The sequence below is a fragment of the Streptomyces armeniacus genome, from assembly GCF_003355155.1.
Lineage (GTDB): Bacteria > Actinomycetota > Actinomycetes > Streptomycetales > Streptomycetaceae > Streptomyces > Streptomyces armeniacus.
The window spans coordinates 7,508,482-7,532,890 of sequence record NZ_CP031320.1; the positions used below are offsets into that span (position 1 = coordinate 7,508,482).

The following is a 24,409-nucleotide window of genomic DNA, read 5'->3' on the forward strand; positions in this document are numbered from 1 at the left end:
CCATGGACCAGAACACGGACACGGGCGCGTACGGAGCACCGTACGCGCCGCGCGGGGGACGGGACCCGTACGCGGACGGCGGTGCGGACGCCGCCGACCCGTACGCGGATGCCGACTCGTACGGGAGCGCCGAGCCGTACGGGAGCACCGGCCCGTACGCCGCCCCCGACCCCGCCCCGTACGGCGACGGGAGCACCGGCCCGCATGCGGATGCCGATCCGTACGGGAGCGCCGATCCTGACCCCGCCCCGTACGGCGACGCGGGCACCGGCGCGGGCCGCGACCCGTACGGTGGCGCCTCCGCGCCCGGCCGCCACGTCCCGCGCTGGGCACGCGAGGACACCTCGCCGCCGGAGAAGCCCCGCGGCGCGCCGCGGCACGTCGGGGCGCGCCCGCCGCGCTACGCGCCCACACCGCTCGGCCTGCCCGCGCCCCGCGACGGCGACGCGCACGCCGCCATACTCCCGGACACCGTGCTGGACGGCGCCCGTTACGGCCCGCTGACCGTACGGGCCGTCTCCGTACGCGGCGACTCGCACCGCCACCTCGGCGAGTGCCGCCAGGACGCCCTCGCGCTGACCCGGCTCGGCAGCGCCGAGTCGGGGCTGCTGCTGCTCGCGGTCGCGGACGGTGTCGGCGGCGCCTCCCGTTCGCACTCCGGGTCCAACGGAATCGTCCACGGCCTCGCCCAACTGCTGGACCGCATGGCGGAACCGCTCCTCGAGGCCATCGCGGGCGGCGACGCCGACACGTTCCAGAACCTCGCCGACGAAGCGGTCGCGGACGCCGCCGATATGCTCCGCGCCAACATGAAGGCGCCCGCCCAGGAGTACAGCACCACGCTGCGGGCCCTGCTCGTGCCGCTCGACCCGGCCGTGCAGACCCGCGGGTTCCTTTCCGTCGGGGACGGCGGGCTGTTCCGGATCACCACCGGCGGCTGGCAGCTGCTCGACGGCGCCACCGACCCGGACGGCGAGGGCCGCGGCGTCATCAACACCAGCACGCCCGCACTGCCCGACAACTACGACCGCGTCGCGACCTCCCTCCTCGCGCCCTCCACACCGGGCGACGTCCTCGTGCTCTGCACCGACGGTTTCTCCGGACCGCTGGAGGGCGAACGCGAGCTGCGCGCCCTCCTCGCCGACGACTGGGGCGGCGGCGCAGACGTCCCCCACCTCTCCGACTTCCTCTGGCAGGTGCAGACCAGGGCGAAGACGTACGACGACGACCGCACGGTCATCTGCCTCTGGGAAGGCGTCCGTTGACCGCCGCCGACGGCGCCGACGTACGTCTCCAGGACCTGGCGCCCGGCGACAAGATCGGCGACGGCGGGCAGGGCGAGGTCCGTACGGTGCACGGGCAGGACGGGATGCTGTACAAGAGCTACCGCTCCCCGGAGAAGGTCAACGGGCAGGCGCTCGCCACCCTCGTCTCCGTACGGCGGTCCCTGCCGGAACCGGAACGCGACCAGCTGGACGCGCAGGCGGCGTGGCCGCTGTGCCGGGTGATGGACGGCCCGCGCACGGCCGGGTTCCTGATGCGGCGCGCGCCCGCATCGATGACCTGGCAGACCGCGAACGGCGGCAGCAAGCTGACCGAACTGCAGTTCCTCCTCCATTCTCCGCGCCCGCAGTGGCAGGACATCGTCCAGCCGGGGCCGGGCCAGCGCCGCGAACTGGCCCTGGCCCTCGTCGAGTTGATCGACCGGCTGCACAGCTGGCGGCTGGTGCTCGGCGATGTCTCGCAGGCCAACGTGCTGTGGACCGTACGGCCGCAGACGGGCGTCTTCCTGCTGGACTGCGACGGCTTCCGGGCCGCCGGCGAATCACCCGTACTGGCCCAGGCCGACACCGTGGACTGGAACGACGCGGCGGCACCGCCCGGCACGGCGACGGTGGACAGCGACCGGTACAAGGCTGCGCTCGCTGTCGGGCGCATCCTCGCGCAGGACGCGTACGCCGCGCCCGGCAAGCCGCTCACGCTGGTGGCGGGGGAGCTGGACGACCGCCAGGAGGCCGCCGTACGCCGCCGGTTCGACGAGGCGGCGGGCGCTTACGGCACCCGGCCGACGCTCGCGGAGTGGCGTACGGCGCTGTCGCCGCGCGACGTCATCAAGCTGACCGCGGCCACCCCGGCCCCGCGCCCCCCGGTGAACCGCGAGGTCCTGGACAGCCACCGCACCCGCGGCACGATCCCCCTCCGCCAGCCGGACCCGCCGTAGGGGCGGATGCCCGGCCGCGGCCGCGTGCTCAGTCCCGGTCGCGCCCTCGGCACCGAGTGCGCGGCTGGACACAGCCAGCCCGTCCGGCGTTCGAGGACGGGCCGGGAGGCCACTCACCGTCGGTGATCCGACCACGCAGACCACGGCGTGCCCTCGTCCGGACCAGCGCCGCTGAGCCCACGCTGCTGGACCCGCGCCGCTGGGCCCACGCTGCTGGACCCGCGCCGCTGGGCCCGCTCAGCGCGTCCGCTGTCGCGTCAGAGCGCACTCGCGTCGTGTGCCGCTGCTATGCGGTCTATTCGGCGGGCGAGGTCGAAATCGGCCTCGGTCAGCCGGTTCCCCGCGTCGTGCGTGGTGATCCCGAACCGCACCAGATCCCAGCGCAGGTCGATGTCGGCGTGGTGCCCCATCTGCCGGACCACATCGGCGACATGCACGATCATCGCCACCCCGCCGTGGTACCTGATCCGGAACGACCGGGATATCTCGTGACCGACGCGGGTCCAGCCGGGCAGTTCCCGTAGCCGCGCCTCGATCTCGTCGTCCCGGAGCAGCACAGGCGTCTCGACCACGTCGTCTCCTTCCACGATGATCCGGAATCGCAGGCCGTCCCGGCCGGGGCATCCTGCCATGGATCTTGCTCCGGCCTCCAGGGGCACCCAAGACCCTTTGCTTCCTGGGTATTTGGTACGAGCAGGGGTCACGTACGGGCCCGCGGTCCCGCCGGCCGCCCGGACCGCGCGCATCCCGCACGCTCCCGTCGCGCGCACGCCGCGCGCCCCGTCAGGCGTACGGTCTGAGCCCGTCGCGCAGCTGCCCGTACGCGCTGTTGGCCGCGCGGACCGCGCTTCCGAGCAGCCGTGTCGCGTTCGAACCGGCGTGGATCCGGTGCCAGTTGTCCTCGGCGAGGATGCGCTGGACCGTGATTATCTGCCCGGCGGCCAGCCGGGCCTCGAGCCCGCCAGGGCCCGCCTCGGCCAGCGCTCTCGCCAGCGCTTCCTCCGATCGGTGCTGATAGCCGTGCAGCCGGGCGACCAGGCTCGGGGTCCCGTACAGCAGGTCGTGGAAGCCGAGCACGTCGTGGTCGTCGTTCAGCCCCGTGACCGGGTCGCGCCGCCGCAGCCCCGTCACGAAGTGCTCGTGCAGTGCGCCGAGAGGGGACTGGTGGGCCTCGCGCCCCGTGACGACCCGCGCCGCCTCGTCCTCGTGGTCCGCGAAGCGGTACAGCGCAAGGTCCTCCTTCGCCGGGAAGTACCGGAACAGGGTCGGCTTGGAGATCTCGGCCGCCTCCGCCACCTCCGCCACCGACACCTGGTCGAAGCCCCGCCGCAGGAAGAGCTCGATCGCGGTCTCGGACACGTTCTGGTACATCCGCTGCTTCTTGCGCTCCCGCAAGCCCGTCTCGCCGCTCATGACAGGCAGCCTACGCACCCTGAAGATGAAACTCAAGAAGATTTGTAACCGAGTCACATTTTTCTGTTACGGTGTCCTCGTGACACCACTCGACCAAGCACTCGACGAAGCACCGGATCAGGAGCTCGAGCAGGAGCTCCGGCGCGAGCGCGCCCACCACGAGGCGTGCCGTGCCGCCCAGGCGGCCATGGCGGAGGGCGCCCAGGAGCACGTCGTCACCGGCCAGGACGTCTCGGCGTCCGGTGCCGATGCCGAGGTGCTCGGATTCGAGCTGCGCAGCCACGCCAAGCGGCTGCGCGAGGAGGCCGACCGGCCGCTCTTCTTCGGCCGCCTCGACTTCGGGCACGGAGAGGCGGCGGCTGACCACCGCGGCCAGCGGTACTACATCGGGCGGCGCCGCATAACGGAGGAGGTCGCCGCTCCACCGCTGGTCGTGGACTGGCGCGCACCGGTGTCGCAGGCCTTCTACCAAGCGAGTGCCCGCGAGCCCCGAGGTGTCGAGATCCGGCGCCGGTTCGGCTGGGCACCGTGGAGCAGCGGCGCCCCGGAGGATCTGACGAGCCTGGAGGACGAACTCCTCACGGCCGCCCGGCCCTTCGCCCCCGACGGCCGCACCGACCTCGACGGCCGCACCGACCTCGACGGCCGCACCGACCTCGACGTGCGGCCCGGCCCGGACGGGCGGCCCGACCAGGCAGGGCGCGGGGGAGCAGGTGGCGCGCCCGGCGGCATCCTCGCGAGTGAGATCGAGCGCCCCCGCGTCGGCCCGATGCGGGACATCGCCGCCACCATCCAGCCGGAGCAGGACGATCTGGTGCGGGCCGCGCTCGACAGCTCCCTGTGTGTGCAGGGCGCCCCCGGCACCGGCAAGACCGCCGTCGGCCTGCACCGCGCGGCGTATCTCCTCTATACCTATCCGCAACGCATCCAGCGCGCCGGGCTGCTGATCCTCGGCCCGAACCCCGCCTTCCTGTCGTACATCGCTGATGTCCTGCCGTCTCTCGGCGAGTTCGACGTCCGGCAGTCCACCGTCGACGAGGAGATCGGCCGCCATCCGGTGCGCGCGGTGGACAGCGAGCGGGCGGCTGCGCTGAAACACGACGCCCGCATGGCCGAGGTGCTCCGCCGCGCGCTGTACGCACGGGTGGGCGGGCAGCGGGACCGGCCGATGCGCCCCGTGGAGGTGGCCGACGGCTCGTACCGCTGGCGGGTCCCGGTCGACGAGTTGGAGCGCATCGTCGCCGAGGCGCGCGAGGAGGAGCCGCCGTACGCCATCGGCCGCGAGCGGATACGGGTCAGGGTCGCGGAGGTGCTGCGCGGCCAGGCGGAGCGGCGCGCGGGGCCGCCGGGCGGCCAGTGGCTGCGCCGGGTCCAACGGTCCCGGCCGGTCTCGGCGTTCGTGGACGCCGTGTGGCCCGGCGTGCAGCCCGAGGAGGTGGTCGCCGCCCTGCTCGGCGATGCCGGTGAGCTGGCCGCCGCGGCCGCCGGCGTGCTGACGGAGGACGAGCAGCGCGCGCTGCTCTGGCCGAAGGCGCCGCGCTCCTGGCGCAGCGTCCGCTGGTCGGCGGCCGACCTCGTGCTGCTGGACGAGGTGGCCGGGCTCATGGACCGGCCGGAGGGGTACGGACACGTGGTGGTCGACGAGGCGCAGGACCTCTCGCCGATGCAGTGCCGCGCCATCGCCCGCCGGTCCGGCTTCGGTTCGCTGACGGTCCTCGGCGACCTGGCCCAGGGCACCACACCCTGGGCGGCCCGGGACTGGCCGGAGCACCTCGCGCACCTCGGCAGGCCGCGGACGGCCGTGGTGCCGCTGACCACGGGCTTCCGCGTCCCGGCCGCGGTCCTGGAGCTGGCCAACCGGCTGCTCGAGCCGATAGGGGCCGCCGTGCCGCGGGCACGGTCGCTGCGCCGCGACGGCGAGTTGAGAGTGCGGAGAGTGCCGGATCCGGCGGCGCCCGACCTGGAGGCAGCGACGGTCCAGGCCGTCCGGACCGCCCTGACCCGCGAGGGCTCGACAGGTGTCATCGCCGCCGACGAGCCGTCGGCGTCCCGGCTGCGCGACGTCCTCGGGGCGGCCGGGATCGAGACCGGCACGGCCGACGACATGGGCGCCGCCGCCCGGGTCACGGTGCTTCCGGGCACGCTCGCCAAGGGGTTGGAGTACGACCACGTGATCGTGGTCGAGCCGGCCGCGGTCGTCGACGCGGAGGAGCGCGGCCTGAACAGGCTGTACGTGGTTCTCACCCGCGCCGTCTCCCGCCTCGACGTCCTCCATCACCGCCCGCTCCCGGCCGCGTTGACCGGCAGCCCCGACCAGCCCTGATGACCCGGGTCCCCGCCGCCACACGGCCCGGCTGACCCCTGAGGAGGTGCAGACGACTCAAAACCACACCAAACGTGCCACTCCCGCCCCGTCCACCACGGTCGGCCACGGCGGAGCAGGACCGGTGCAGGCGCAGGTCACGGCCGGTCGCGGCTGATCCGCAACCAGGCCGAGCGCCCCCGGCGTCCCGTACGACGAGAGCTGCGCGGCGAACCGCGCAGCACCACTCGGCGAATTGAGACGGGACCAGACGGACGATGGGGGCGCGCGGATGAGCGACGAGTACCTGTACACAGAGACGTCGCGGAACCCGTTCGCGTGGCTTGTCCGGCTCGACGACAGAAACCTGCGCATCGGCCTGCGCTGGATCCCGTTGGACGAGCTCAACTTCCCGGCCATGGCGGACGCTTACCTTCGCGGCGGCTGGCTGGGCGGCGGTGGCTCCGAACGTCCGCTGGCGCACCTCGGCGACGCCCGCGGCATCGTGCCGGTGACCCGGATATCCGGCTCGTCGATGATCGTGAAGCCGCGCCGGGCCGCCGATTTCGCGCGGGCGCTGGGCGAGCTCGCCGTGCTGCGCAGCGGCGGCCCCGAGGCGGTCGGGCGGCTGGCCTCGCAGGCGCGGGCGGTCGGCGTCCCGCTGTGGATCGCGCGGCGCTCCGCGCACGGTCCGCACGGGCCGGTCACGGTGGCGGTGGACCGGCGCGGGGTGCGGGTGGACGTATGGGCGGAGGGCGCGCCCACGGTGCGTATCCGCGCGCCTCAGGGTGTGTCCCTGGACCGGAAGAACCAGACCAGGAACCTGGAGATGACGATCGGGGACGAGCCCGCCGCCCTCACGATCGACACCTCCCGGCTGCTGTCGAAGAACACCGTCACGGTCGCCGCCGCGAACCGCCAGTGGGAGCTGCGGAAGCACGGCAGGCGCGGTTCGCAGCTCGTGCGCGACGGACAGCCGGTTGCCGTGCTCAAGCGCCCGGACAGGCCGACCGGGCATGTGCCGCTGCTGCCGCTGGCAGACGTGGAGTACGGCAGCACGGACCTCGTGGACGACGTCGTGGCGCACGCACTGGCGGTGTCGTTCGGACTGGGCGAGAGCACCGGCACCGTCCGCTTCGGCGGCCAGGGCGAGTTGGTGCAGCTCGGTGACCCGGACTTGTGGGGGCAGCCCTGGTTCACCGGGGTGGGCACCGGAAGTCAGGACTCCGGGCCCGGTGCCGGAGGCGACGGCTGGGGCGGCGGTGACGGCGGCGGGGGAGACAGCGGCGGTGACTCCGGCGGATACGGCAGCGGACAAGGGGCTCAAGCCGGTACGGGGGAGAGGAAGTGCCGCAGAGAGCGAGGGTTGGTGTCGCGCAGGGAGAGCAGCACGTACAGGTCGGCGACGTGGAAGTCCGGGTCGTACGCGGGCGGTCCGCACACCTTCGCGCCGAGCCGCAGGTAGCCGCGGAGCAGCGGCGGGAGGGCGTTCAACCACCACGCCAACCGATTCGCCCGCGCGTTCAACTCCCCATACGACACCGCCACACCATCAACACCCACCACCGCCACCGCACCCGGCGACGCCACCACACACCCCTCAAACAACCCCGCGACGGACATCTCAGGGGCGGGGTGCACCGGGCCGTGCCAGGCCGTCAGCGCCCGGTCCCGTTCGGTGTCGCCGAGCACGTCGAGTTCCCGTACGTGCCGGTCGGGGCCTGCGGCGAACTCGTCCAGGACGCGGACGAAGCGTTCGGCGAGCAGTCCGGCCGTCTCCGGGTGGAACAGCTCGGTGGCGAACTCGAGTTCGCCGCGCATGCCGTTCACCTCGCCCTGCGCGGAGCGCTGTTCGGTGAGGCTGAAGAGGAGGTCGAACCGGGCCACGCCCGCGTGTACGGGTTCCTCCGCGGCGGCGGGCCCGGCGGCGTCCAGCGCGGACGAGAGCACGTCGCGGTGGTCGGTGTTGTTGAACGCGAGCATGACCTGGAACAGCGGGTGCCGGGAGAGCGTGCGTTCGGGGTTCAGCACCTCGACGAGCTGCTCGAAGGGCACGTCCTGGTGCGCGTACGCCTCGAGGTCGGTCTCGCGCGCACGGGCGATCAGTTCCCGTACGGTGGGGTCGCCCGACAGGTCGGTCCGCAGCACGAGGGTGTTCACGAAGAAGCCGACGAGGTCCTCGACGGCGTCATCCGTACGGCCGGCAACCGGGGAGCCGACCGGGATGTCGCTGCCCGCTCCGAGCCGTGAGAGCAGGGCGGACAGCGCCGCGTGGACGACCATGAAGACGCTGGCCTGGTTCTCGCGCGCGAGCCGGGTCAGCCGCGCGTGCAGCTCGGGCGGGACGGTGAACACCACCCGCTCCCCGTGGTGCGACGCCACGGCGGGGCGCGGCCGGTCGGCAGGCAGGGGGAGTTCGCCGGGCAGGTCCGCCAGCTTCGTACGCCAGTAGCCGAGTTGCGGTGCCAGCGCGCCGCGCGCGTCACCGCTGCCGTCCGAGCGGCCCGTGTCGCCCGTGTCACCCGTGTCGCTGCCGAGCAGCTCGCGTTGCCAGGCGGCGTAGTCGGCGTACTGCACCGGCAGCGGCGCCCACGACGGCTCGCGGCCCGCGCACCTGTCCGCGTATGCGCTCATCAGGTCCCTGATGAGCAGGGACAGGGACCAGCCGTCGCCCGCGATGTGGTGCACGACGAGCAGCAGCACGCTCTCGGAGGACGGGAGTCCGAAGAGGGAGCCGCGTACGGGGATCTCGCGCGTCAGGTCGAACGCGTGGCGGCTCGCGGCCCGCATCCGCGCGGGCAGGCCGTCCTCGTCGCAGGCTTCGGCCGACAGCACCGGCTCGGCGGCGTCCGCGTCCAGCACGCGCTGGTACGGCCCGTCATCGTCCTCCGCGAACACCGTACGCAGGCTCTCGTGCCGCCGTACGACGTCCGCCAGCGCCCGGTGCAGCAGCCCGTGGTCGACGGGTCCGGTCATCCGCAGCGCGACCGGGATGTTGTACGTGGGGCTCGGGCCCTCCATGCGGTGCAGGAACCACAGCCGCTGCTGGGCGAACGACAGCTGCGCGCGTGCGGTGCGCGGCGCCGGGCGCAGGGGCGGCCGTCCGGTACCGGCCTTCGCGGTCAGCGACCCGGCCGCCGCGAGCGCGGCGACGGTCGGCCGCTCGAAGAGGGCCCGTACGGGCAGTTCCGCGCCCAGGACCGTACGGATGCGGCTCACCAGGCGCGTACCGAGCAGGGAGTGGCCGCCCAGCGCGAAGAAGTCGTCGTCGATGCCGACCCGCGGCAGGCCGAGCACGTCGGCGAACAGCTCGCACAGCAGCTCCTCCAGCGGGCCGCGCGGCGAGCGGCCGCGCGGCTCGCCCGCGTACCCGGGCGCGGGCAGCGCGGCGCGGTCGAGCTTGCCGTTCGGGTTGAGCGGCAGCGCGTCCAGCTCGACCACCGCGGACGGCACCATGTGCTCGGGGAGGCGGCGGGCGAGCCGGTCCCGCAGGGCGCCTGTGCCGGAGCCGGGGGCGGTGCGGTCCGGGGCGGTGTGGTCCGGGGCGCCGTCCGGGACGACGTACGCGACGACGCGCTTGTCGTCGGCGCGGTCCTCGCGGACCACGACGGCGCACTGCGCGACGCCGGGCTGTCGCGCCACCTCCGCCTCGATCTCGCCGAGCTCGATCCGGAAGCCGCGAATCTTCACCTGGTCATCGGTGCGGCCCAGATACTCCAGCCCGCCGTCGTGGCGCCGGCGCACCATGTCCCCCGTGCGGTACATCCGCGTCCCCGCGCGGCCGTACGGGTCGGCGACGAAGCGCTCGCCCGTCAGCGCGGGCCGCCGCAGATAGCCCCGTGCCAGGCCCGCGCCCGCGAGGTACAGCTCGCCGGGCACGCCTGCGGGCACCGGACGCAGGCCGGAATCCAGCACGTACGCACGGGTGTTGGCGACCGGCCTGCCGATCGGCGGCGCGCTGTCCGTACGGCCGTCCGCTGTCCAGTGGGTGGCGTAGACGGTGGCCTCGGTCGGGCCGTAGAAGTTCGCGACGGTGCAGCCGGGGACGCGGGCCAGCACGTCGTTGACGAGGTGCGCGGGCAGCGCCTCGCCCGCCAGGACGACCGCGGCGAGGTCCAGCCGGTTCCCGGCCGAGGCCAGCAGGTGGCCGAACGCCGACGGCACCGCGCTGACCAGGTGGCCGGCGCACGCGTCCGGTTCGTCGGCCAGCTCCAGCACGTCGCCCACCAGCCGCAGCGTGCCGCCCGCGACGAGGGGCGCGAACAGCTCGAACACCGACACGTCGAAGTTGAGGGAGGTCGAGGCGACCGTACGGGCGAGCCGTTCCCGCCCCAGCTCGGACACCGCCCAGTGAGCCAGGTTGCGTACGCCGCGGTGCGGTACGACGACGCCCTTCGGGCGGCCCGTCGTACCCGAGGTGTAGATGACGTACGCCGGGTGCTCCGCCGCCGGCGGCTGCCGGCGCTCGCCGTCCGCCGGGTCGCCCGCGGGGCAGGCGGCGAGAGCGCGCGCCACGTCCGCGTCGTCCAGCAGCAGCCGTTCGACGTCCACGGCCGGAAGCCCTTCCGCGACGGCGACCGTGGTCAGCACGAGCGCGGGGCGGGCGTCGTCGAGGAGGTAGCGCACGCGCTCTGGCGGATAGCCCGGGTCGACGGGCAGGTAGCCCGCGCCCGCCTTCCACACGCCGAGCAGCGCCGCGAGCAGCGTCTCCGTCCTCGGGAGCGCCACCGCCACCAGCGACTCGGGGCCGATGCCGCGGCCGGTCAGCCAGTGCGCCAGCCGGTTCGCGCGGGCGTTCAGCTCGCCGTACGACACGCCGCGGCCGTCGCACACGACCGCGACGGCATCCGGCTCGTCCGCCGCACGCTGCTCGAACAGCTCCGTCACCGAGCCGCCGGGGAAGTCCCGCCGCGTGGCGTTGCACTCCTCCAGGACGTGGTGGCGTTCGTCCTCCGCCAGTACGTCGGCCCGCCCGGCGGGGCGGTCGGCGGCGGCCGTCACCTGGTCGAGTAGGTGCAGGAAGCGGTCCTGGTGGGCGACGAGTTCGGCGCGGCTGAACAGCCCCGGGTTCCCGGTCAGTTCGAGCCGGAGGCCGCTTGGCGCGCCGGGCGTGCCGTGCACGTCGAGGAGGAGTTCCCTGACCGGGCCGTTCGACAGCGCGTGGAGGACCGGCGTGCAGCCCGCGAAGTCGAGGCCGCTGCCCATGTGGGAGCGGATGTTGACCATGACGCCGCTCAACGCGCCGCCGTGCCGGGCCAGTCCGAGATCGCGGTGCACGTCCTCCAGCCGGCGTCGCTGGTGGCGCAGGGCCGCGCCCAGCCGCGCCGACACCTGCGCGGCCAGATCCGCGAAGCTCATCGCGGGGGTGACGGTCACGCGCAGGGGCAGCTCGTTCACGCGCATGCCGGGCGTACGGCGGGCGGTGGCGCTCGTACGGCCGGGCACGGGGACGTTGAGGACGACGTCGCGGAGTCCGCTGAGGCGGTGCACGTACAGCGCGGCCGCGGCGAGCAGGACCGCCGAGGGGCGGGTGCCGGCCGCCTCGGCCACCGCGCCGAGCGCGTCCGTACGCTCCGGGGACAGCCGCACCTTCCCGCGCAGCGCGCCCTGGGCGAGCGGAGCGGTCCGGCCGGTGACGCCGGTGGTCTCCGGGACGGCGGGGAACTCGCCGAGCCAGTAGTCGCGGTCGGCCTCGCGCTCGGGGGAACGGGCGTACTCGGCGTCCTCCTCGGCGAGCAGCCGAGCGGACGGGAAGGGCGTCACGTCGCGGGCCCGGTCGTCGGCCTGACCGCCGTCCTCGTTGCTGACCCGGCCGCCGTCCTCGCCGCGTGCGAGCCGTGAGTAGACCTCGGCCAGGCGGCGCAGGCACAGGTCCTGGCTGTGGCCGTCCATCGCGATGTGGTGGAAGCGGAAGTACAGGAAGTGCCGGCCGGCGGCCAGCCGGAACAGCACGAAGCGGAAGTGCCCCGGCGCGGTGAGGTCCACGGCGGTGCGCAGGTCCGCGTCCATGGCCTCGCGCGCCGCCGTCTCCGGGGCGGCGTGGCCGGTGAGGTCGGTGTGTTCGAGGCCGGCGCCCGCCTCGGCGTGGACGGTCTCCCAGACGCCGTCGTCGTCCTCGGCGTACGCGGTCCTGAGCGGCTCGGTCTCCGCGACGACCCGGGCGACGGCCTCCCGGAGGGCGGCGGCGTCGACGTCGCCGCGCAGTTCCACGTAGGCGGCCACGTTGTACAGCGGGCTGGCGGGGTCGAGTTGCTGCGCGACCCATACGCCGAGCTGTGCGGCGGAGACCGTACGGCGCACCGTCTGACTCTCGGACACGGTCCAGCCCTTCCTGCTGTGGCGTGTGTGGCGTGCGTGCTGTTGCGACGTGGACCACCCTGCGGACCGCCCGTTGAACGGGCGTTGGTCGCCGCGTTGTGCCGGGACAACGAGCCCGGCGGCGGTCCGGCTCAGCGGCAGTCCGGCTCAGCGGCAGTCCGGCTCAGCGGCGGGCCATGCGGGCGCGGCCCGCGGACCGGCGGGTCTCGCCGGCCAGTGACGCGGCGAAGCTGCGGCAGACCGAGTCCACCTCGAAGTGCCCCGGCGCGGTGTGCTCGATCAGGTTGACGTCCGCCAGCTCGTCCAGCAGGCGGCCCGCGGCGCCGGCCTGTATGCCGAGGAGGCGCGCGACGGAGTCCGGCTCGATGGCACGCGGCCGGTGGCTGCCGAGCAGCCGGAACAGCCGGGCGGGAGCGGGTTCGAGCACGCGGTAGGAGCGGGAGAGCATCGCGTGCAGCCCCGTACGGTCCTCGCCGGTGTCGAAGGCCGAGACGGGCGGCGAGTTGCGTACCTCGTTCACGAAGTGGCCGAGCGGCCAGTCCGGGTGCCGGCTCGCGCGTTCGGCGACGATGCGCAGCGTCAGCGGCAGCCGTTCGCACAGGACGGCCAGCTCCGCCAGCGTGAGGCGTTGCCCGGCGCAGCGGTCCTTGCCGAGCAGTTCCGCCAGCAGCCGGGCCGCCTCGTCCTTCGTGAACCGCCCGAGCCGCACGCGTGCGGCGCCGTCCCGCGCCACCAGCCCGCGCAGCCCGCTGCGGCTCGTCACCAGCACGGTCGCCGTGCTGCCCGGCAGCAGCGCGCGCACCTGCTCGGCGCTCACCGCGTTGTCCAGGATGACGAGCACGCGCCGGCCCGCGAGCAGCGTGCGGAGCAGGGCACTCCGCGCGCTCGTCTCGGCGGGCACCTGCTCCCTGGGCACCCCGGCGCCGAGCAGCAGTACGCGCAGTGCCTGGGACGCTTCGACGGGCTCGCCGGGGCCGAATCCGTTGAGGTCGATGTGGAGCTGGCCGTCCGGGAAGCACCGGGCGGCCCGGTGTGCCCAGTGCACGGCGAGCGCGGTCTTGCCGACGCCGGCCGGGCCGTCGACGAGTACGCAGCGGGAGCCGGCCCGGTCCCGGCGCCCGCCGACGAGCCGGTCCAGTTCGGCGAGTTCGTCGACGCGGCCGGTGAACGGCACGACGTCGGGCGGCAGTTGCCGCGGCACGGCCAGGTGCGGCGCGGGCGCGCCCGCCGCGTCCCGCGGTGCGGGATCAGGTGCGGCGGGGCGCGGCGCGGCGGGGTCCGGTGCGGCGGCGTGCGGCGCCTCTTCACCGCCGGGCCGGGCCGCGCCGTCGCCCGTACGGGAAGCGGCACCCGTACGGGCCCCGGCACCGGCGTCGCGGTCCTCGGCCAGGATGCGTTCGAAGATCTCCTGCACCTGCGTACCGGGCTCGACGCCCAGGTGCTCGTTCATCACCTGGCGGCACTCCGCGAACCGCGTCAGCACGGCGGCCTGCCGGCCCGCCTTGTGCAGCGCGAGCAGCAGCTGGGCCCAGAACCGCTCCTCCATCGGGTATTCGGCGACCAGCTCGCCCAGTTCGGGGAGGAGCGCGGTGGACTCGCCGCGCGACAGGGCCAGTTCGTTGCGTCTGTGCAGGGCGTGCAGCCGCTTCTCGTTCAGTACGGGCAGGACCTCGCGCTGGAGGGAGTCGCAGGCCACGTCGCACAGGGCCGGGCCGCGCCACAGCGCCAGCGCTTCCCCGAGCAGTCCGGCCTCGCGCGTCTCGTCGGTCTCCGTGCCGGCCCGGCCCACGAGCGCGTGGAACCGGGACAGGTCGACGTTCTCCGGGTCGATGGTGAGGCGGTATCCCAGCTCGCCCGATTCGATGGCCGAGCCCGCCCCGGCGCTCCCCTCGTCCAGGAGCCGCCGCAGCCGCATCACGTAGCCGCGAATGGTGGTGCGGGCACCGTGCGGGGCCTCCTCTCCCCACAGGCGCTCCACCAATTCGTCCGCCGAAGCGCCCCTTTCGGCCCGTACGGCCAGACTGGCCAGCAGGGCACGCTGCTTGCCCGTCGGAATTCGGACAGGAGCCCCGTCCCTTTCCACTTCGAACGGCCCCAGCATGCGTATGTGAAATCGGCTGTCCACCGGATACCCCCACTCCCGGCTGGTCTTGACCGGGTGCAGCCCAGACCGTAGAGGGGATCCGCGCGGAGCTGTGTCCTCCGGTCGACGGACGCGGCCGTCCGGACCTGTCCGAAATCTACTGGAGTGTTGCGTAGTAACGTATTCAGGCGCATACGCCGAGTCTGCGGGCAGGCACCGTACTGTGATATCCATGCAGCGGCGAGGCCCGTCGCGGGCCTTTCCGGCGAGAACGACCTCCGGGGCGGGACGGCTGGGCACGTGAGGGTACTGAGGAGATCTCAAGGACGGGCCTCCGTGGCCGCCGGGACCCCCGCGGCCACCCGTACGCCGCACGCGCCGGGCCAGAGCGAACTGGCGCTGAACAGCGCCTTCGAGCGCTATTCCGTCCTCGTACGCACCTGCGTCGTGGGCGCGACGGGCCTCTTCGCGATCTTCACCGTACCTCCGGACCGCATTCTGCAAATGTCCATCACAATGGCGATGGTGTTTATGTGGTGTGCCGTTCGGCTGTTCTGGCTGCATCTGCGCCCGCCCGTACGGTATATCCTGGCGCTGGAACTCGGCGTGCTGCCCGTGCTCGGCCTCAGCCAGGGCTGGACGGGCACCGAGACGGTGGACAGCTGGGTGCTCGCCATCGCCTCCATCACCGCACTGACATATCAGGTCGAATGGACGACACGGCCCTTTCTGGCACTGCTGCTGGCGATTGTCAGCCTGAGTTCGTATATCGGCGGCCTGGCCCTCGTGGCCCCGTCCGAGGAGATTTCCACGGCATTCACGCTCAGCGGCCGTATCTTCGGCGAGTGCCTGATGTGGCGCGCCATCTACATGCTGACACGACGGCAGGCGAGAAGTGCCGACGAAATGATGCGGAAAGCCGCCGAATCCCGCCGCGCGGCGCTCGTCGGCGAATCCCGCAGACAGGCGGAGCGGGAATACTTCGCGACGCTCCACGACACCGCGAGCGCGACGCTCCTCACGGTGTCCATGGGCGCGCCCGGGTACGACCGGGACCAGCTCGCCCGGCGCGCGCGCCGCGACCTGGCCGCGCTGACCGACGCCCGCGAGGGCGGCAGCCGCGACGTGGACCTCGCCGCGCTGCTGGCCACGCTGACCGACCAGCACACCGTACGCCTCGGCCTCGACCTGGGCGGCCCGCTCGTCCTGCCCGCCAAGGCGGGGCTGGCCATCTTCCGCGGCGTACGCGAGGGCCTGATCAACATCGAGCGCCACGCCGGCGTGTACGAGGCCGTGCTGAGCGCCCGCCGCGACGAGCCGGGCCGGTACGTCGTCGAACTGCGGGACGCGGGACGGGGTTTCGACACCGGCCGGATACCGGCGCAGCGCCGCGGCCTCAGCTCCTCCATCATGGGCCGGATGGCGGCCGTCGGCGGCTCCGCCTCGGTCACGTCCGGCATCGGCGAAGGCACGACCGTACGGTGGGTGTGGCCCGATGAACCCGCGTGACGCCGAGGCAGCCGCACAGATCGAGGAGGGTCTCGTCCGCCGCGTACGGGCGGCTCTCCTCGGTGTCGCGCTCAACGTCCAGTGCGTGTTCGCGCTCCCCCGGATCCTCACCGAACTCGAGCTGTACCAGCCGCTGTGGTCGCACGCCGTGGTCTTCTGCCTGCTGCTGGCCGTCGCGGGCGTGGGCGCGTACCACGTGCTGGTCGGCCGCCGGCCCTCGCGGACGAGCCGGGTCCTGGGAGTCGGCGCCACCTTCGCGGCGTCCCTGCTGACCACCACGTCGCTGACGCCCGCCGATGTGATGAACACCGAGCACTGGACGTTCGGAGTCGTCGGCTGGTACTGCCTGGTCCTGCTGTTCGGGGAGCCGCTGAGAATCCTGGTCGCCGTGTTCGGCGTGCACTTCGTGCTGGCCGCCGCGCCGCTGGTGCTGAGCGGCTTGCCGGACATCCAGATGGTCGCGCCGAAGGCGATCTCCGCGGTCTCCGTGTACGGATTCCAGCTGACCGTCGGCATGTTCGCGTACACCGTCCGGAAGATCGCCAACAAGGCGGCGCAGGCAGCAGCCGAGGAGGAGCGGTCCCGTACGCAGAAGGCGGTCGCGGAGAGTGCGCACCGCTACCGCGAGGAGCGCTTCCTGGGGCTGCTGGACACGACGATTCCGCTGCTCCGCGCCATCGCCGACGGCGAGTTGGACCCGTCCGACCCCGACGCGCAGCGCCGCTGCGCCGTGGAGTCCGCCCGCCTCAGACGCCTGCAGGCGGAGAACGACGACGTGCCGGACCCGCTGGCACACGAACTCGAGGCCGGCCTCGGAGTGGCGGACCGCCGCGGCGTCACCGCGCAGCTGGAGATCACCGGCGACCCGGTGGAGGTCCCCAAGGTGGTACGGCGCGAACTGGTGGACCCCGTACTGGCCGTGCTGTCGGCGACCCGCGACTCCGCGCGCGTGACGCTCCTGCGGACACCGGAGCAGGTCCGGGTCAGCATCGTCAGCGACGCGGCCGGCGCGCCACCAATCGACTCGTGTGCGGAGCACGTACGGGTCGAGGAGATCACCCTGGAAAAGGAATGGTGGGTACAGACTGTATGGAATCGGCACGACGCATCACCGTCACAGTGATCGACGACCACCCGGCCATCGTCGCCGCGGTCGAGCACTGGTACGCGACCGCGGGCACCCCGATCGACGTCGTGGCCTCCGGGCCCGACGTCAAGGCCGCGTGGGTGCCGCCCGGCGACAGCGCGGACGTCGTGGTGCTGGACCTCCAGCTGTCCGGCGGCGAACCGGCGTACTCCGATCTGCGACGCCTCGTGGACGCCGGCCGGCAGGTCATCGTCTACACCATGCGCGAGGACCAGCAGACCGCGCTCACCTGCATCGACATCGGCGCGTTCACGTTCCTCACCAAGTCCAAGGGCGGCGAGCACCTCGTGCCTGCCACCATCGCCGCGGCGGAGAACCGCGCGTACACCCCGCCCGGCCTCGCCGGCGCCTTCGGCACCAACACCAGATCGGACCGCCCGCAGCTCTCCCGGCGCGAACTGGACGTGCTCATCGAGTGGTTCCAGTCCGAGTCGAAGGAACTGGTCGCGAAGCGCCTCGGGATACGCACCAGCACGGTCAGCACGTATCTGGACCGCGTACGCATCAAGTACGCCAACGCGGGCCGCGCGGCCCGCACGAAGACGAACCTGGTGGCACGCGCCGTCGAGGACGGCCTCATCGGCCTGGAGGACCTCTAGGGGCCGTACGACCTGCCCCGTCCCGGACCGGCCTGCCCTGTCCGGCCTCCCTTGTCCGGCCTTCCCGACCCGGCCCGTACGGGCCCGGCCAGGCTTACGGTGGTGTCCGGCAGTCGACCCCGGGCCGGGCGGCCCGGGAGGAGGTGGTGACGATGGCCGCGGCCGGGCAGGACGGGTGGGCGGGCGTCATCGACGGCGCGCTCGCGCAGCTGGTCGACCGCGCGGGGCTGGACCTCGCGTTCGCGGCGCGCGTGCAGCCGGACGGGCGGCGGCTGGTGATCAGCCGGCTGCGCGGGGCGCGTACGCCGCTGCTGCGGGACCTCGTCGTACTGAAGGGCACGGGCCTGGGCGGCAAGGCGATGGCGCTGAGCCGGCCGGTGACCGTCAGCGACTACGTGGGGGCCGACGGGATCAGCCACGAGTACGACCTGCCCGTGATGCGCGAGGGCATCCACTCGATCGTGGCCGTGCCGCTGCTGACCGGGGGCCGGGTCAGCGGCGTGTGCTACGCCGCGCTGCGGCAGCGGCTCGACATCGGCGAGCGGCTGCAGCGCGTCGCCGCGAACGTCGCGCGGCGGGCCGAGGAGCGCCTGGCCGCCGACGCGAGGGCAGCGCAGGACGTACGGGAGCGGCAGGACGTACGGGAGCGGCAAGCGCCCGCCGCGCCGGCGGACCCGCGGCTGCGGGACGCGTACGACGACCTGGGGTCGCTGCTGGAACGCGTGCACGACCCGGGTGTACGGGCCGAGCTGGAACGCATCCGCCACCGGATGACGGGCACCGCGGACGACGCCCGGCCACAGGCCGAGGCGCCGGAGCCGCCGGAGCCGCCCGTCGCCCTGTCCCGGCGCGAGCGCGAGGCCCTGCGGTGCGCGGCGCTGGGCCTGGCCAACGCGGAGATCGCCGAGCTGATGGGCCTCTCGCCCGGCACCGTGAAGTGCTATCTGAGCAGCGTCATGCGCAAGCTCGGCACCCGCAACCGCATGGAGGCCGTCAACACCGCCCGCGGCATGGGCTACCCCGTCTGAGCCGCCACACGCCCTCCGCCCGGGGGCGGGCGCCTCGTTGGCGTGCCCGGCGAAGACGTTGACCGCCCGCAGGGACGCCAGGCTGGTCAGCAGCCCGTCCGGAGCGAATGCCAGCGGCGGGCGAGCGAATGCCAGCGGCGGGCCCCCCGCGGGCCCCTCCCTGCCCCCCGACCCCCCGGGCCCGGGGGCCGGGCCCCGTGACGCGCCCGCCGGACCGGCACGGCTCCGCGCGCGCGACCGCGTACCCTCGGGCGGAAGGCACCGCCCCCGGCGCGGCACGGCAACGGCACGCGCGCAGCGGGCACTTCGGCGCAGGGACCGACAGGCGGCCGGGACTCGGCGGCCGGGGAGGGAGACGTATGGTCCGGCGGACCGTCCGCGGCTCCGCCCCGTCCGTACGCGGCGGGCCCGGCGCGGCGGTGGGGCAGCTCCTCGCCATCCTGGCCGTGCTCCTGTGCGGGCTGCTCCAGCCCGGCGCGGCAGGCGGCGCCGCGACCGTACTCGGCCAGGGCCAGTGGCCCGGCGGACTCGCCGGCCACGGCCACGCCAGCACCGCCGCCCACGCGCCGCACCACTCCGGCGCGACCGTCACCACGGTCCCGCACCGGGACGGCGGACCCGCCGGCGACCGCACGCCCGCCTCCCTCACCGCGCCCGACAGCCACGCCCCCGACGGCGCCGCACGGGACACCGCCGCCGAACGCCAGCACTTCCCGCACGGGCACGGCCAGGCCAACGGCCCCGGCGCCGCCCTCCCCGCCCACCACGTGCCCCGCCCGGGGCACGGCGCGTGGACGCAGGCGTACCCGTGCGGCGCGCCCGTACCGGCCCCGTACGCCGGGCCGTGCACGGACCGCGGGCCTCCCGCCCCAGCAGGCAGCTGACCCCCACACCCTTCCCCGCCGCGGGGACGGCGGCGCCGTGCGGCGCCGCGCCGCGGCATGCCTGCTGGAGACCCCATGACCCGTGCCACCAGGGTGCGGGCGCTGCTCGCGCTCGCCCTGCTCGCCCTGTCCGTGTACCTCGCCCTGACCCAGCCGCCCCGCCTCGGCCTCGACCTGCGCGGCGGCACCCGACTCGTACTGGAGACCAAGGACTCGCCCACCGCGCAGGCCGACCGCACCGCCACCGACCGCACCCTGGAGGTGCTCCGCCAGCGCGTGGACGCGCTGGGCGTCAGCGAACCCACCCTCGCCCGCTCCGGCGACCAGCGCATCGTCGTCGAGCTGCCCGGCGTACAGGACCCGCGCGAGGCCGCCGAGGTCCTCGGGCGCACCGCACAGCTCAGCTTCCACCCCGTACGCGACACCGGCGGCAAGGCCGGCCCCGACGGCCCCGACGGCGCGGGCGGGAAGGACGGCAAGGGCGACGGCCGGGTGCTCCGCGACGAGAGCGGGCAGCCCGTACGGCTCGGCCCCGCCGCCCTGACCGGCGGGCAGGTGGAGAGCGCCGAGGCCCGGCTCGACCAGGAGCGGGGCGGCGGCTGGTTCGTCTCCGTCGAGCTGCGCGGCTCCGGCGAGAGCGCCTGGGCCGGGCTCACCGGCAAGGCCGCCTGCGCGCAGCCCGGCGACCCGGCACGCCGGGCCGCGATCGTCCTGGACGACAAGGTCATCTCGTCGCCCCAGGTCGACCCGTCCGTCGAGTGCGGCACCGGCATCACCGGCGGCGCCACCCAGATCACCGGAGGCTTCAGCCAGGACGAGGCCGAGGAGCTGGCCCTGCTCATCAACGGCGGCGCGCTGCCCGTGCCCGTAGACCTGATCGAGCAGCGCACCGTCGACGCCACCCTCGGCGACCGCGCCATCGAGGCCAGCGCCCAGGCCGCCGTCATCGGCACCGTCCTGACCTCGCTGTTCATCATCGGCGTCTACCGCCTCCTCGGCGGCCTCGCCACCCTCGCCCTGGCCTGCTACGGGCTGCTCTCCTACGCCGCCCTGCTCGCCATCGGCGCCACCCTCACGCTGCCCGGCCTCGCCGGGTTCGTCCTCGCCATCGGCATGGCCGTGGACGCCAACGTGCTCGTCTTCGAACGCGCCCGCGAGGAGTACGCCGCCATGCCGGCGCGCAGAAGGACCCTGCGCAGCGCGCTGACCGCCGGGTTCCGCAAGGCGCTCAGTGCCGTCGCCGACTCCAACATCACCACCCTGCTCGCCGCCGCGCTGCTGTTCGTCCTCGCCTCCGGACCCGTACGCGGCTTCGGCGTCACGCTGTCCATCGGCGTCCTCGCGTCCATGGTCAGCGCGCTCGTCATCACGCGCGTAATCGCCGACGTGGCCGTACGCCGCCGGGCGGTGATGGCGCGGCCCCGGCTGTCCGGCATCGCGGACACCGGCGCCGTACGCCGCTGGCTGACCCGCCGCGCGCCCGACCTGATGCGGCACCGGCGGCGCTGGCTCGCCGGCTCCGCCGCCGCGCTGGTCCTGGCCACGGGCGGGCTGGTGGTCCGCGGCCTGGAGTTCGGGGTGGAGTTCACCGGCGGCCGGTCCGTCGAGTACACCACCGAACGGCCCGTCAGCGGCGAGGCCGCCCGGCAGGCCGTCGCCGACGCGGGCCGGCCGCGCGCGGTCGTCCAGACCTCCGGCGACGGCGACGGCGACCGCCGGGTGTCCGTACGGGCCGGGGAACTGTCCGACGCGGATGAGGCCAAGGTACGGGCCGAGCTCGCCGAGGCGGGCGGATCCGCGGAGCGCGTACGGGACGAGATGATCGGCCCGAGCCTCGGCGAGGAGCTGCGGCGCAACGCCCTCATCGCGCTCGGCGTGGCGCTCGCCGCCCAACTCGCGTATCTCGCCCTCCGGTTCCGCTGGACGTTCGCCGCGTCGTCGGTGGCGGGAATGGCGCACGACGTGCTGCTCCTCGTCGGCGTCTTCGCCTGGCTGGGCAAGCCCGTCGACGGGGTGTTCCTGGCGGCGCTGCTCACCGTCATCGGCTACTCCGTCAACGACTCCGTCGTCGTCTTCGACCGCGTACGCGAGCTGTGGTCCGCCGATCGCCGCGCGCCGTTCGGCGGCATCGTGAACACCGCGCTCCTGCAGACGCTGCCGCGCACCCTGAACACGGGGGCGGGAGCGGTGTTCATCCTCGCCGCACTGGTTCTGCTCGGCGGCGAGTCGCTGACCGACTTCGCACTCGCACTGCTCATCGGCGTGGTGCTGGGCACGTATTCGTCGATGTTCACGGCCGCGCCGCTCGCGATCACGCTGGAGGCGCGGAGCAGCGCGCCGCCGCCGCGCCCGAAGCGGCCCCGCGGGCGGCAGGGCGGACCGGGTGGACCGGGCGGCGGGCCCGGCGCCTCCGACTCGTCCGGCGGGCCTCCCGCGCCCCGCGCGAAGGGCGGCGCGGAGGGCAGCGCGTACGGCGGCGCGCGGAGCGGGCGCGGACGCCGTACGGCCGGGGGCCGGCCCCCGGGCGACAGCGGGGCGCGCGTCTGAGTCGCAGGTCACAGAAGGCGTGTCCGCGGCGTGATCGTGGCACGTCGACGGCGGGCCGGCACGGCGGACCGGGAGCGATTCCGGCCGCCGTGCCGCCCGCTCGGGCCGCGGACGTGCTACCTTTGTGGTTAGTTGCAGTTGTGGTTCCCATTGATTCTTGTGTGCGCCTGCTGGTTCTGAACCTTCAGGCGCATTTTCTGTTTCCCGGTGTTTTTCTCCGGACGGGTGATCATCGCAGCGACACGTGGTCCGCGCAGTGCGGTCCGCGGTTTTACACCCCGAGGAGATTTACACATGGCTACTGGAACCGTTAAGTGGTTCAACGCCGAAAAGGGTTTCGGTTTCATTGCGCAGGACAACGGCGGCGCCGATGTCTTCGCGCACTACTCCGCGATCAACGCTCAGGGCTTCCGTGAGCTCGCCGAGGGCCAGAAGGTCGAGTTCGACGTCACGCAGGGCCCGAAGGGCCCGCAGGCCGAGAGCATCAACATCGTCTGATCCACCGGCACGGCCACGCGCCGTGCGCCGCGGGCCCGCACCACCGGTGCGGGCCCGCTCCGTTTCCGGATTCCGTTCCTTACGTGTTCCGGAGAACGGCCCCTCCATTCCCGATCCACGCGTTTTTTCCGCGGTTCGTTCTTGCGATTCCTTTGTGCGGCAGTCGGCCGCCGGGACCTCCTCGACACGTGCCGTCCCGAGGAAGGTTCCGAAATGAACCGCACCAACCGTTCCAACCGCTCCGGCGCGGGTTTCTCCCGCCGCCCCCGCCCCCAGCAGGGCGGCCAGCGCCGCGGTAGACCGGCCGCCGCGCCCAGCGGCGAGTTCGCGCTGCCCGTCAGCACCACGCCGCCGCTGCCCGCCGCGGAGTCCGTCGCCGAACTCGAACTCCCGGCCGAGCTGCGCACCGCGCTCCAGCAGAACGGCGTCACCGCGCTGTTCCCCGTCCAGGCCGCCACCCTGCCGAACTCGCTGGCCGGCCGCGACGTACTCGGCCGCGCCCGCACCGGCTCCGGCAAGACCCTCGCCTTCGGCCTGGCGCTCCTCGCCCGCACCCGCGGCCTGCGCGCCGAACCCCGCCACCCGCGCGCCCTCGTACTCGTCCCCACCCGCGAGCTCGCCCAGCAGGTGACCGACGCCCTCGCACCGTACGCACGAGCCGTACAGCTGCGCGTGGCCACCGTGGTCGGCGGCATATCCATCAGCCGCCAGGCCTCCGCGCTGCGCAACGGCGCCGACGTCGTCGTCGCCACGCCCGGCCGGCTCAAGGACCTCATCGGCCGCGGCGACTGCTCCCTGGACCAGGTCCGCATCAGCGTGCTCGACGAGGCCGACCAGATGGCCGACATGGGCTTCATGCCGCAGGTCACGGCGCTGCTCGAGCAGGTGCAGCCGGACGGACAGCGGATGCTGTTCTCCGCCACCCTGGACCGGAACGTCGACAAGCTCGTACGCCGCTTCCTGACCGACCCCTCGGTCCACTCGGTCGACCCCTCCGCGGGCGCCGTGACCACCATGGACCACCACGTGCTGCACGTCACCGACGCCGACAAGAACGCCGCCGTCATGCACATCGCCGCACGCGACGGCCGGGTCCTGATGTTCATGGACACCAAGCACGCCGTCGACCGCATGGCCCGCCGGCTGCTGTCCAACGGCGTACGGGCGGGCGCGCTGCACGGCGGCAAGTCGCAGCCGCAGCGCAACCGGACGCTGGAGCAGTTCAAGAACGGCGACGTCACCGCGCTCATCGCCACCAACGTCGCCGCCCGCGGCATCCACATCGACGGCCTCGACCTGGTCGTCAACATCGATCCGCCCACCGACCACAAGGACTACCTCCACCGCGGCGGGCGCACCGCCCGCGCGGGCGAGTCCGGCTGCGTGGTCACCCTCGTACTCCCGGAGCAGCGGCGGGAGATGACCCGGCTCATGGCCACCGCGGACATCACCGCCCGCACGCTCGCCGTACGCCCCGGCGACGAGGAACTCTCCCGGGTCACCGGAGCCCGCGCGCCGTCCGGCGTGCCCGTCACAGTCACCCCGCCCACGCCCGCCGCGACACCCGCCTCCGAACGGCCCAAGCGCAGCGGCCGCTCGTCCCGCGGGCGGCGCAGCCGCTCCGCCGAGGCCCGCAGGGGCACCGCCACCAGGGCCTCCGCACCGCGCCAGCGGGCACCCCGCGGCGAGGCACGCGGAAGCTGAACGGCACGCACCCGGCCCCGCGCCAGATCGCGGGGGCGGGTGCGTTCGCGTAGCGTAAAAGCGTAAGAGAACAACGGCTGGGTCACGTGCTGCTCGAGTTGCGCGTGACTTTCCGTGCTTCGGACCTGCAGGCACGCCCCGCCGCCCCTGGCGGAC

The 24,409-nt window shown here is 73.9% G+C and carries 15 protein-coding genes and 1 pseudogene; 12 read left to right on the forward strand and 4 right to left on the reverse strand.

All coding sequences use genetic code 11. The features are described 5' to 3' along the window. The first annotated feature begins 2 nt into the window (after positions 1-2). Both DVA86_RS32610 and DVA86_RS32615 read left to right on the forward strand, forming a co-directional pair. Positions 3-1,265 (forward strand): protein phosphatase 2C domain-containing protein, encoded by a 1,263-nt coding sequence (locus tag DVA86_RS32610; protein ID WP_208883699.1) that lies wholly within the window; start codon positions 3-5, stop codon positions 1,263-1,265. Beyond that, complete coding sequence (locus DVA86_RS32615; RefSeq protein WP_208883701.1) at positions 1,262-2,221, forward strand: hypothetical protein; 960 nt, start codon at positions 1,262-1,264, stop codon at positions 2,219-2,221. The genes DVA86_RS32610 and DVA86_RS32615 overlap by 4 nt, the downstream gene beginning before the upstream one ends. 257 nt (positions 2,222-2,478) lie before the next feature. Here the strand turns inward: DVA86_RS32615 and DVA86_RS32620 are convergent, their stop codons facing one another. Then, complete coding sequence (locus DVA86_RS32620; protein ID WP_245997434.1) at positions 2,479-2,793, reverse strand: 4a-hydroxytetrahydrobiopterin dehydratase; 315 nt, start codon at positions 2,791-2,793, stop codon at positions 2,479-2,481. A 211-nt stretch (positions 2,794-3,004) separates the two neighbouring features. Then, positions 3,005-3,634, reverse strand: a complete 630-nt coding sequence (locus DVA86_RS32625) for a TetR/AcrR family transcriptional regulator (RefSeq protein WP_208883705.1) — start codon at positions 3,632-3,634, stop codon at positions 3,005-3,007. Between the two features lie 187 nt (positions 3,635-3,821). Here DVA86_RS32625 and DVA86_RS32630 point away from each other — a divergent pair, with 187 nt between their 5' ends. Continuing rightward, complete coding sequence (locus DVA86_RS32630; RefSeq protein ID WP_245997811.1) at positions 3,822-5,957, forward strand: HelD family protein; 2,136 nt, start codon at positions 3,822-3,824, stop codon at positions 5,955-5,957. A 271-nt stretch (positions 5,958-6,228) separates the two neighbouring features. After that, positions 6,229-7,401 carry a hypothetical protein gene (locus DVA86_RS35735; RefSeq protein ID WP_245997436.1) on the forward strand — a complete coding sequence of 391 codons (1,173 nt, stop codon included), beginning with the start codon at positions 6,229-6,231 and terminating at the stop codon, positions 7,399-7,401. A gap of 215 nt (positions 7,402-7,616) precedes the next feature. Here DVA86_RS35735 and DVA86_RS32635 read toward each other — a convergent pair. Both DVA86_RS32635 and DVA86_RS32640 read right to left on the reverse strand, forming a co-directional pair. Beyond that, positions 7,617-12,254, reverse strand: a pseudogene (locus DVA86_RS32635) (amino acid adenylation domain-containing protein); the annotation flags it as partial. Between the two features lie 163 nt (positions 12,255-12,417). After that, on the reverse strand, positions 12,418-14,379 hold the full coding sequence (locus DVA86_RS32640; RefSeq protein WP_208883711.1) for an AfsR/SARP family transcriptional regulator: 1,962 nt from the start codon (positions 14,377-14,379) through the stop codon (positions 12,418-12,420). Positions 14,380-14,673: 294 nt separating this feature from the next. Between DVA86_RS32640 and DVA86_RS32645 the strand changes: the two genes are divergently transcribed. The 8 genes from DVA86_RS32645 (at position 14,674) to DVA86_RS32680 (ending at position 24,253) form a co-directional block, all read left to right on the forward strand. Further along, positions 14,674-15,846 (forward strand): sensor histidine kinase, encoded by a 1,173-nt coding sequence (locus DVA86_RS32645; RefSeq protein ID WP_208883713.1) that lies wholly within the window; start codon positions 14,674-14,676, stop codon positions 15,844-15,846. Next, entirely contained in the window at positions 15,833-16,969 is a 1,137-nt protein-coding gene (locus DVA86_RS32650; RefSeq protein WP_208883715.1) for a hypothetical protein, read from the forward strand. Before DVA86_RS32645 ends, DVA86_RS32650 begins: the two co-directional genes overlap by 14 nt. Further along, a complete protein-coding gene (locus tag DVA86_RS32655; protein ID WP_208883717.1) occupies positions 16,936-17,592 on the forward strand; it encodes a DNA-binding response regulator in 657 nt (218 codons plus the stop codon). Before DVA86_RS32650 ends, DVA86_RS32655 begins: the two co-directional genes overlap by 34 nt. A gap of 152 nt (positions 17,593-17,744) precedes the next feature. Then, entirely contained in the window at positions 17,745-18,620 is an 876-nt protein-coding gene (locus tag DVA86_RS32660) for a LuxR C-terminal-related transcriptional regulator (protein WP_245997812.1), read from the forward strand. A 359-nt stretch (positions 18,621-18,979) separates the two neighbouring features. Beyond that, positions 18,980-19,504: a hypothetical protein gene (locus tag DVA86_RS32665; protein WP_208883720.1), complete on the forward strand. Its 525-nt coding sequence runs from the start codon at positions 18,980-18,982 to the stop codon at positions 19,502-19,504. A gap of 75 nt (positions 19,505-19,579) precedes the next feature. Beyond that, complete coding sequence (gene secD, locus DVA86_RS32670) at positions 19,580-22,051, forward strand: protein translocase subunit SecD (RefSeq protein ID WP_208883722.1); 2,472 nt, start codon at positions 19,580-19,582, stop codon at positions 22,049-22,051. A gap of 294 nt (positions 22,052-22,345) precedes the next feature. Continuing rightward, positions 22,346-22,549, forward strand: coding sequence for a cold-shock protein (locus tag DVA86_RS32675; RefSeq protein WP_208883724.1), 204 nt, complete (start codon positions 22,346-22,348; stop codon positions 22,547-22,549). Between the two features lie 213 nt (positions 22,550-22,762). After that, positions 22,763-24,253, forward strand: a complete 1,491-nt coding sequence (locus tag DVA86_RS32680) for a DEAD/DEAH box helicase (protein ID WP_208883726.1) — start codon at positions 22,763-22,765, stop codon at positions 24,251-24,253. Positions 24,254-24,409 lie beyond the last annotated feature (156 nt).

Coding starts and splice junctions, on each gene's coding strand:
- DVA86_RS32610 (WP_208883699.1), top strand. CDS start 3: ATGGACCAGAACACGGACACGGGCGCGTACGGAGCACCGTACGCGCCG.
- DVA86_RS32625 (WP_208883705.1), bottom strand. CDS start 3,634: ATGAGCGGCGAGACGGGCTTGCGGGAGCGCAAGAAGCAGCGGATGTAC.
- DVA86_RS32630 (WP_245997811.1), top strand. CDS start 3,822: ATGGCGGAGGGCGCCCAGGAGCACGTCGTCACCGGCCAGGACGTCTCG.
- DVA86_RS35735 (WP_245997436.1), top strand. CDS start 6,229: ATGAGCGACGAGTACCTGTACACAGAGACGTCGCGGAACCCGTTCGCG.
- DVA86_RS32650 (WP_208883715.1), top strand. CDS start 15,833: ATGAACCCGCGTGACGCCGAGGCAGCCGCACAGATCGAGGAGGGTCTC.
- DVA86_RS32655 (WP_208883717.1), top strand. CDS start 16,936: ATGGAATCGGCACGACGCATCACCGTCACAGTGATCGACGACCACCCG.
- DVA86_RS32660 (WP_245997812.1), top strand. CDS start 17,745: ATGGCCGCGGCCGGGCAGGACGGGTGGGCGGGCGTCATCGACGGCGCG.
- DVA86_RS32665 (WP_208883720.1), top strand. CDS start 18,980: ATGGTCCGGCGGACCGTCCGCGGCTCCGCCCCGTCCGTACGCGGCGGG.
- secD (WP_208883722.1), top strand. CDS start 19,580: ATGACCCGTGCCACCAGGGTGCGGGCGCTGCTCGCGCTCGCCCTGCTC.
- DVA86_RS32675 (WP_208883724.1), top strand. CDS start 22,346: ATGGCTACTGGAACCGTTAAGTGGTTCAACGCCGAAAAGGGTTTCGGT.
- DVA86_RS32680 (WP_208883726.1), top strand. CDS start 22,763: ATGAACCGCACCAACCGTTCCAACCGCTCCGGCGCGGGTTTCTCCCGC.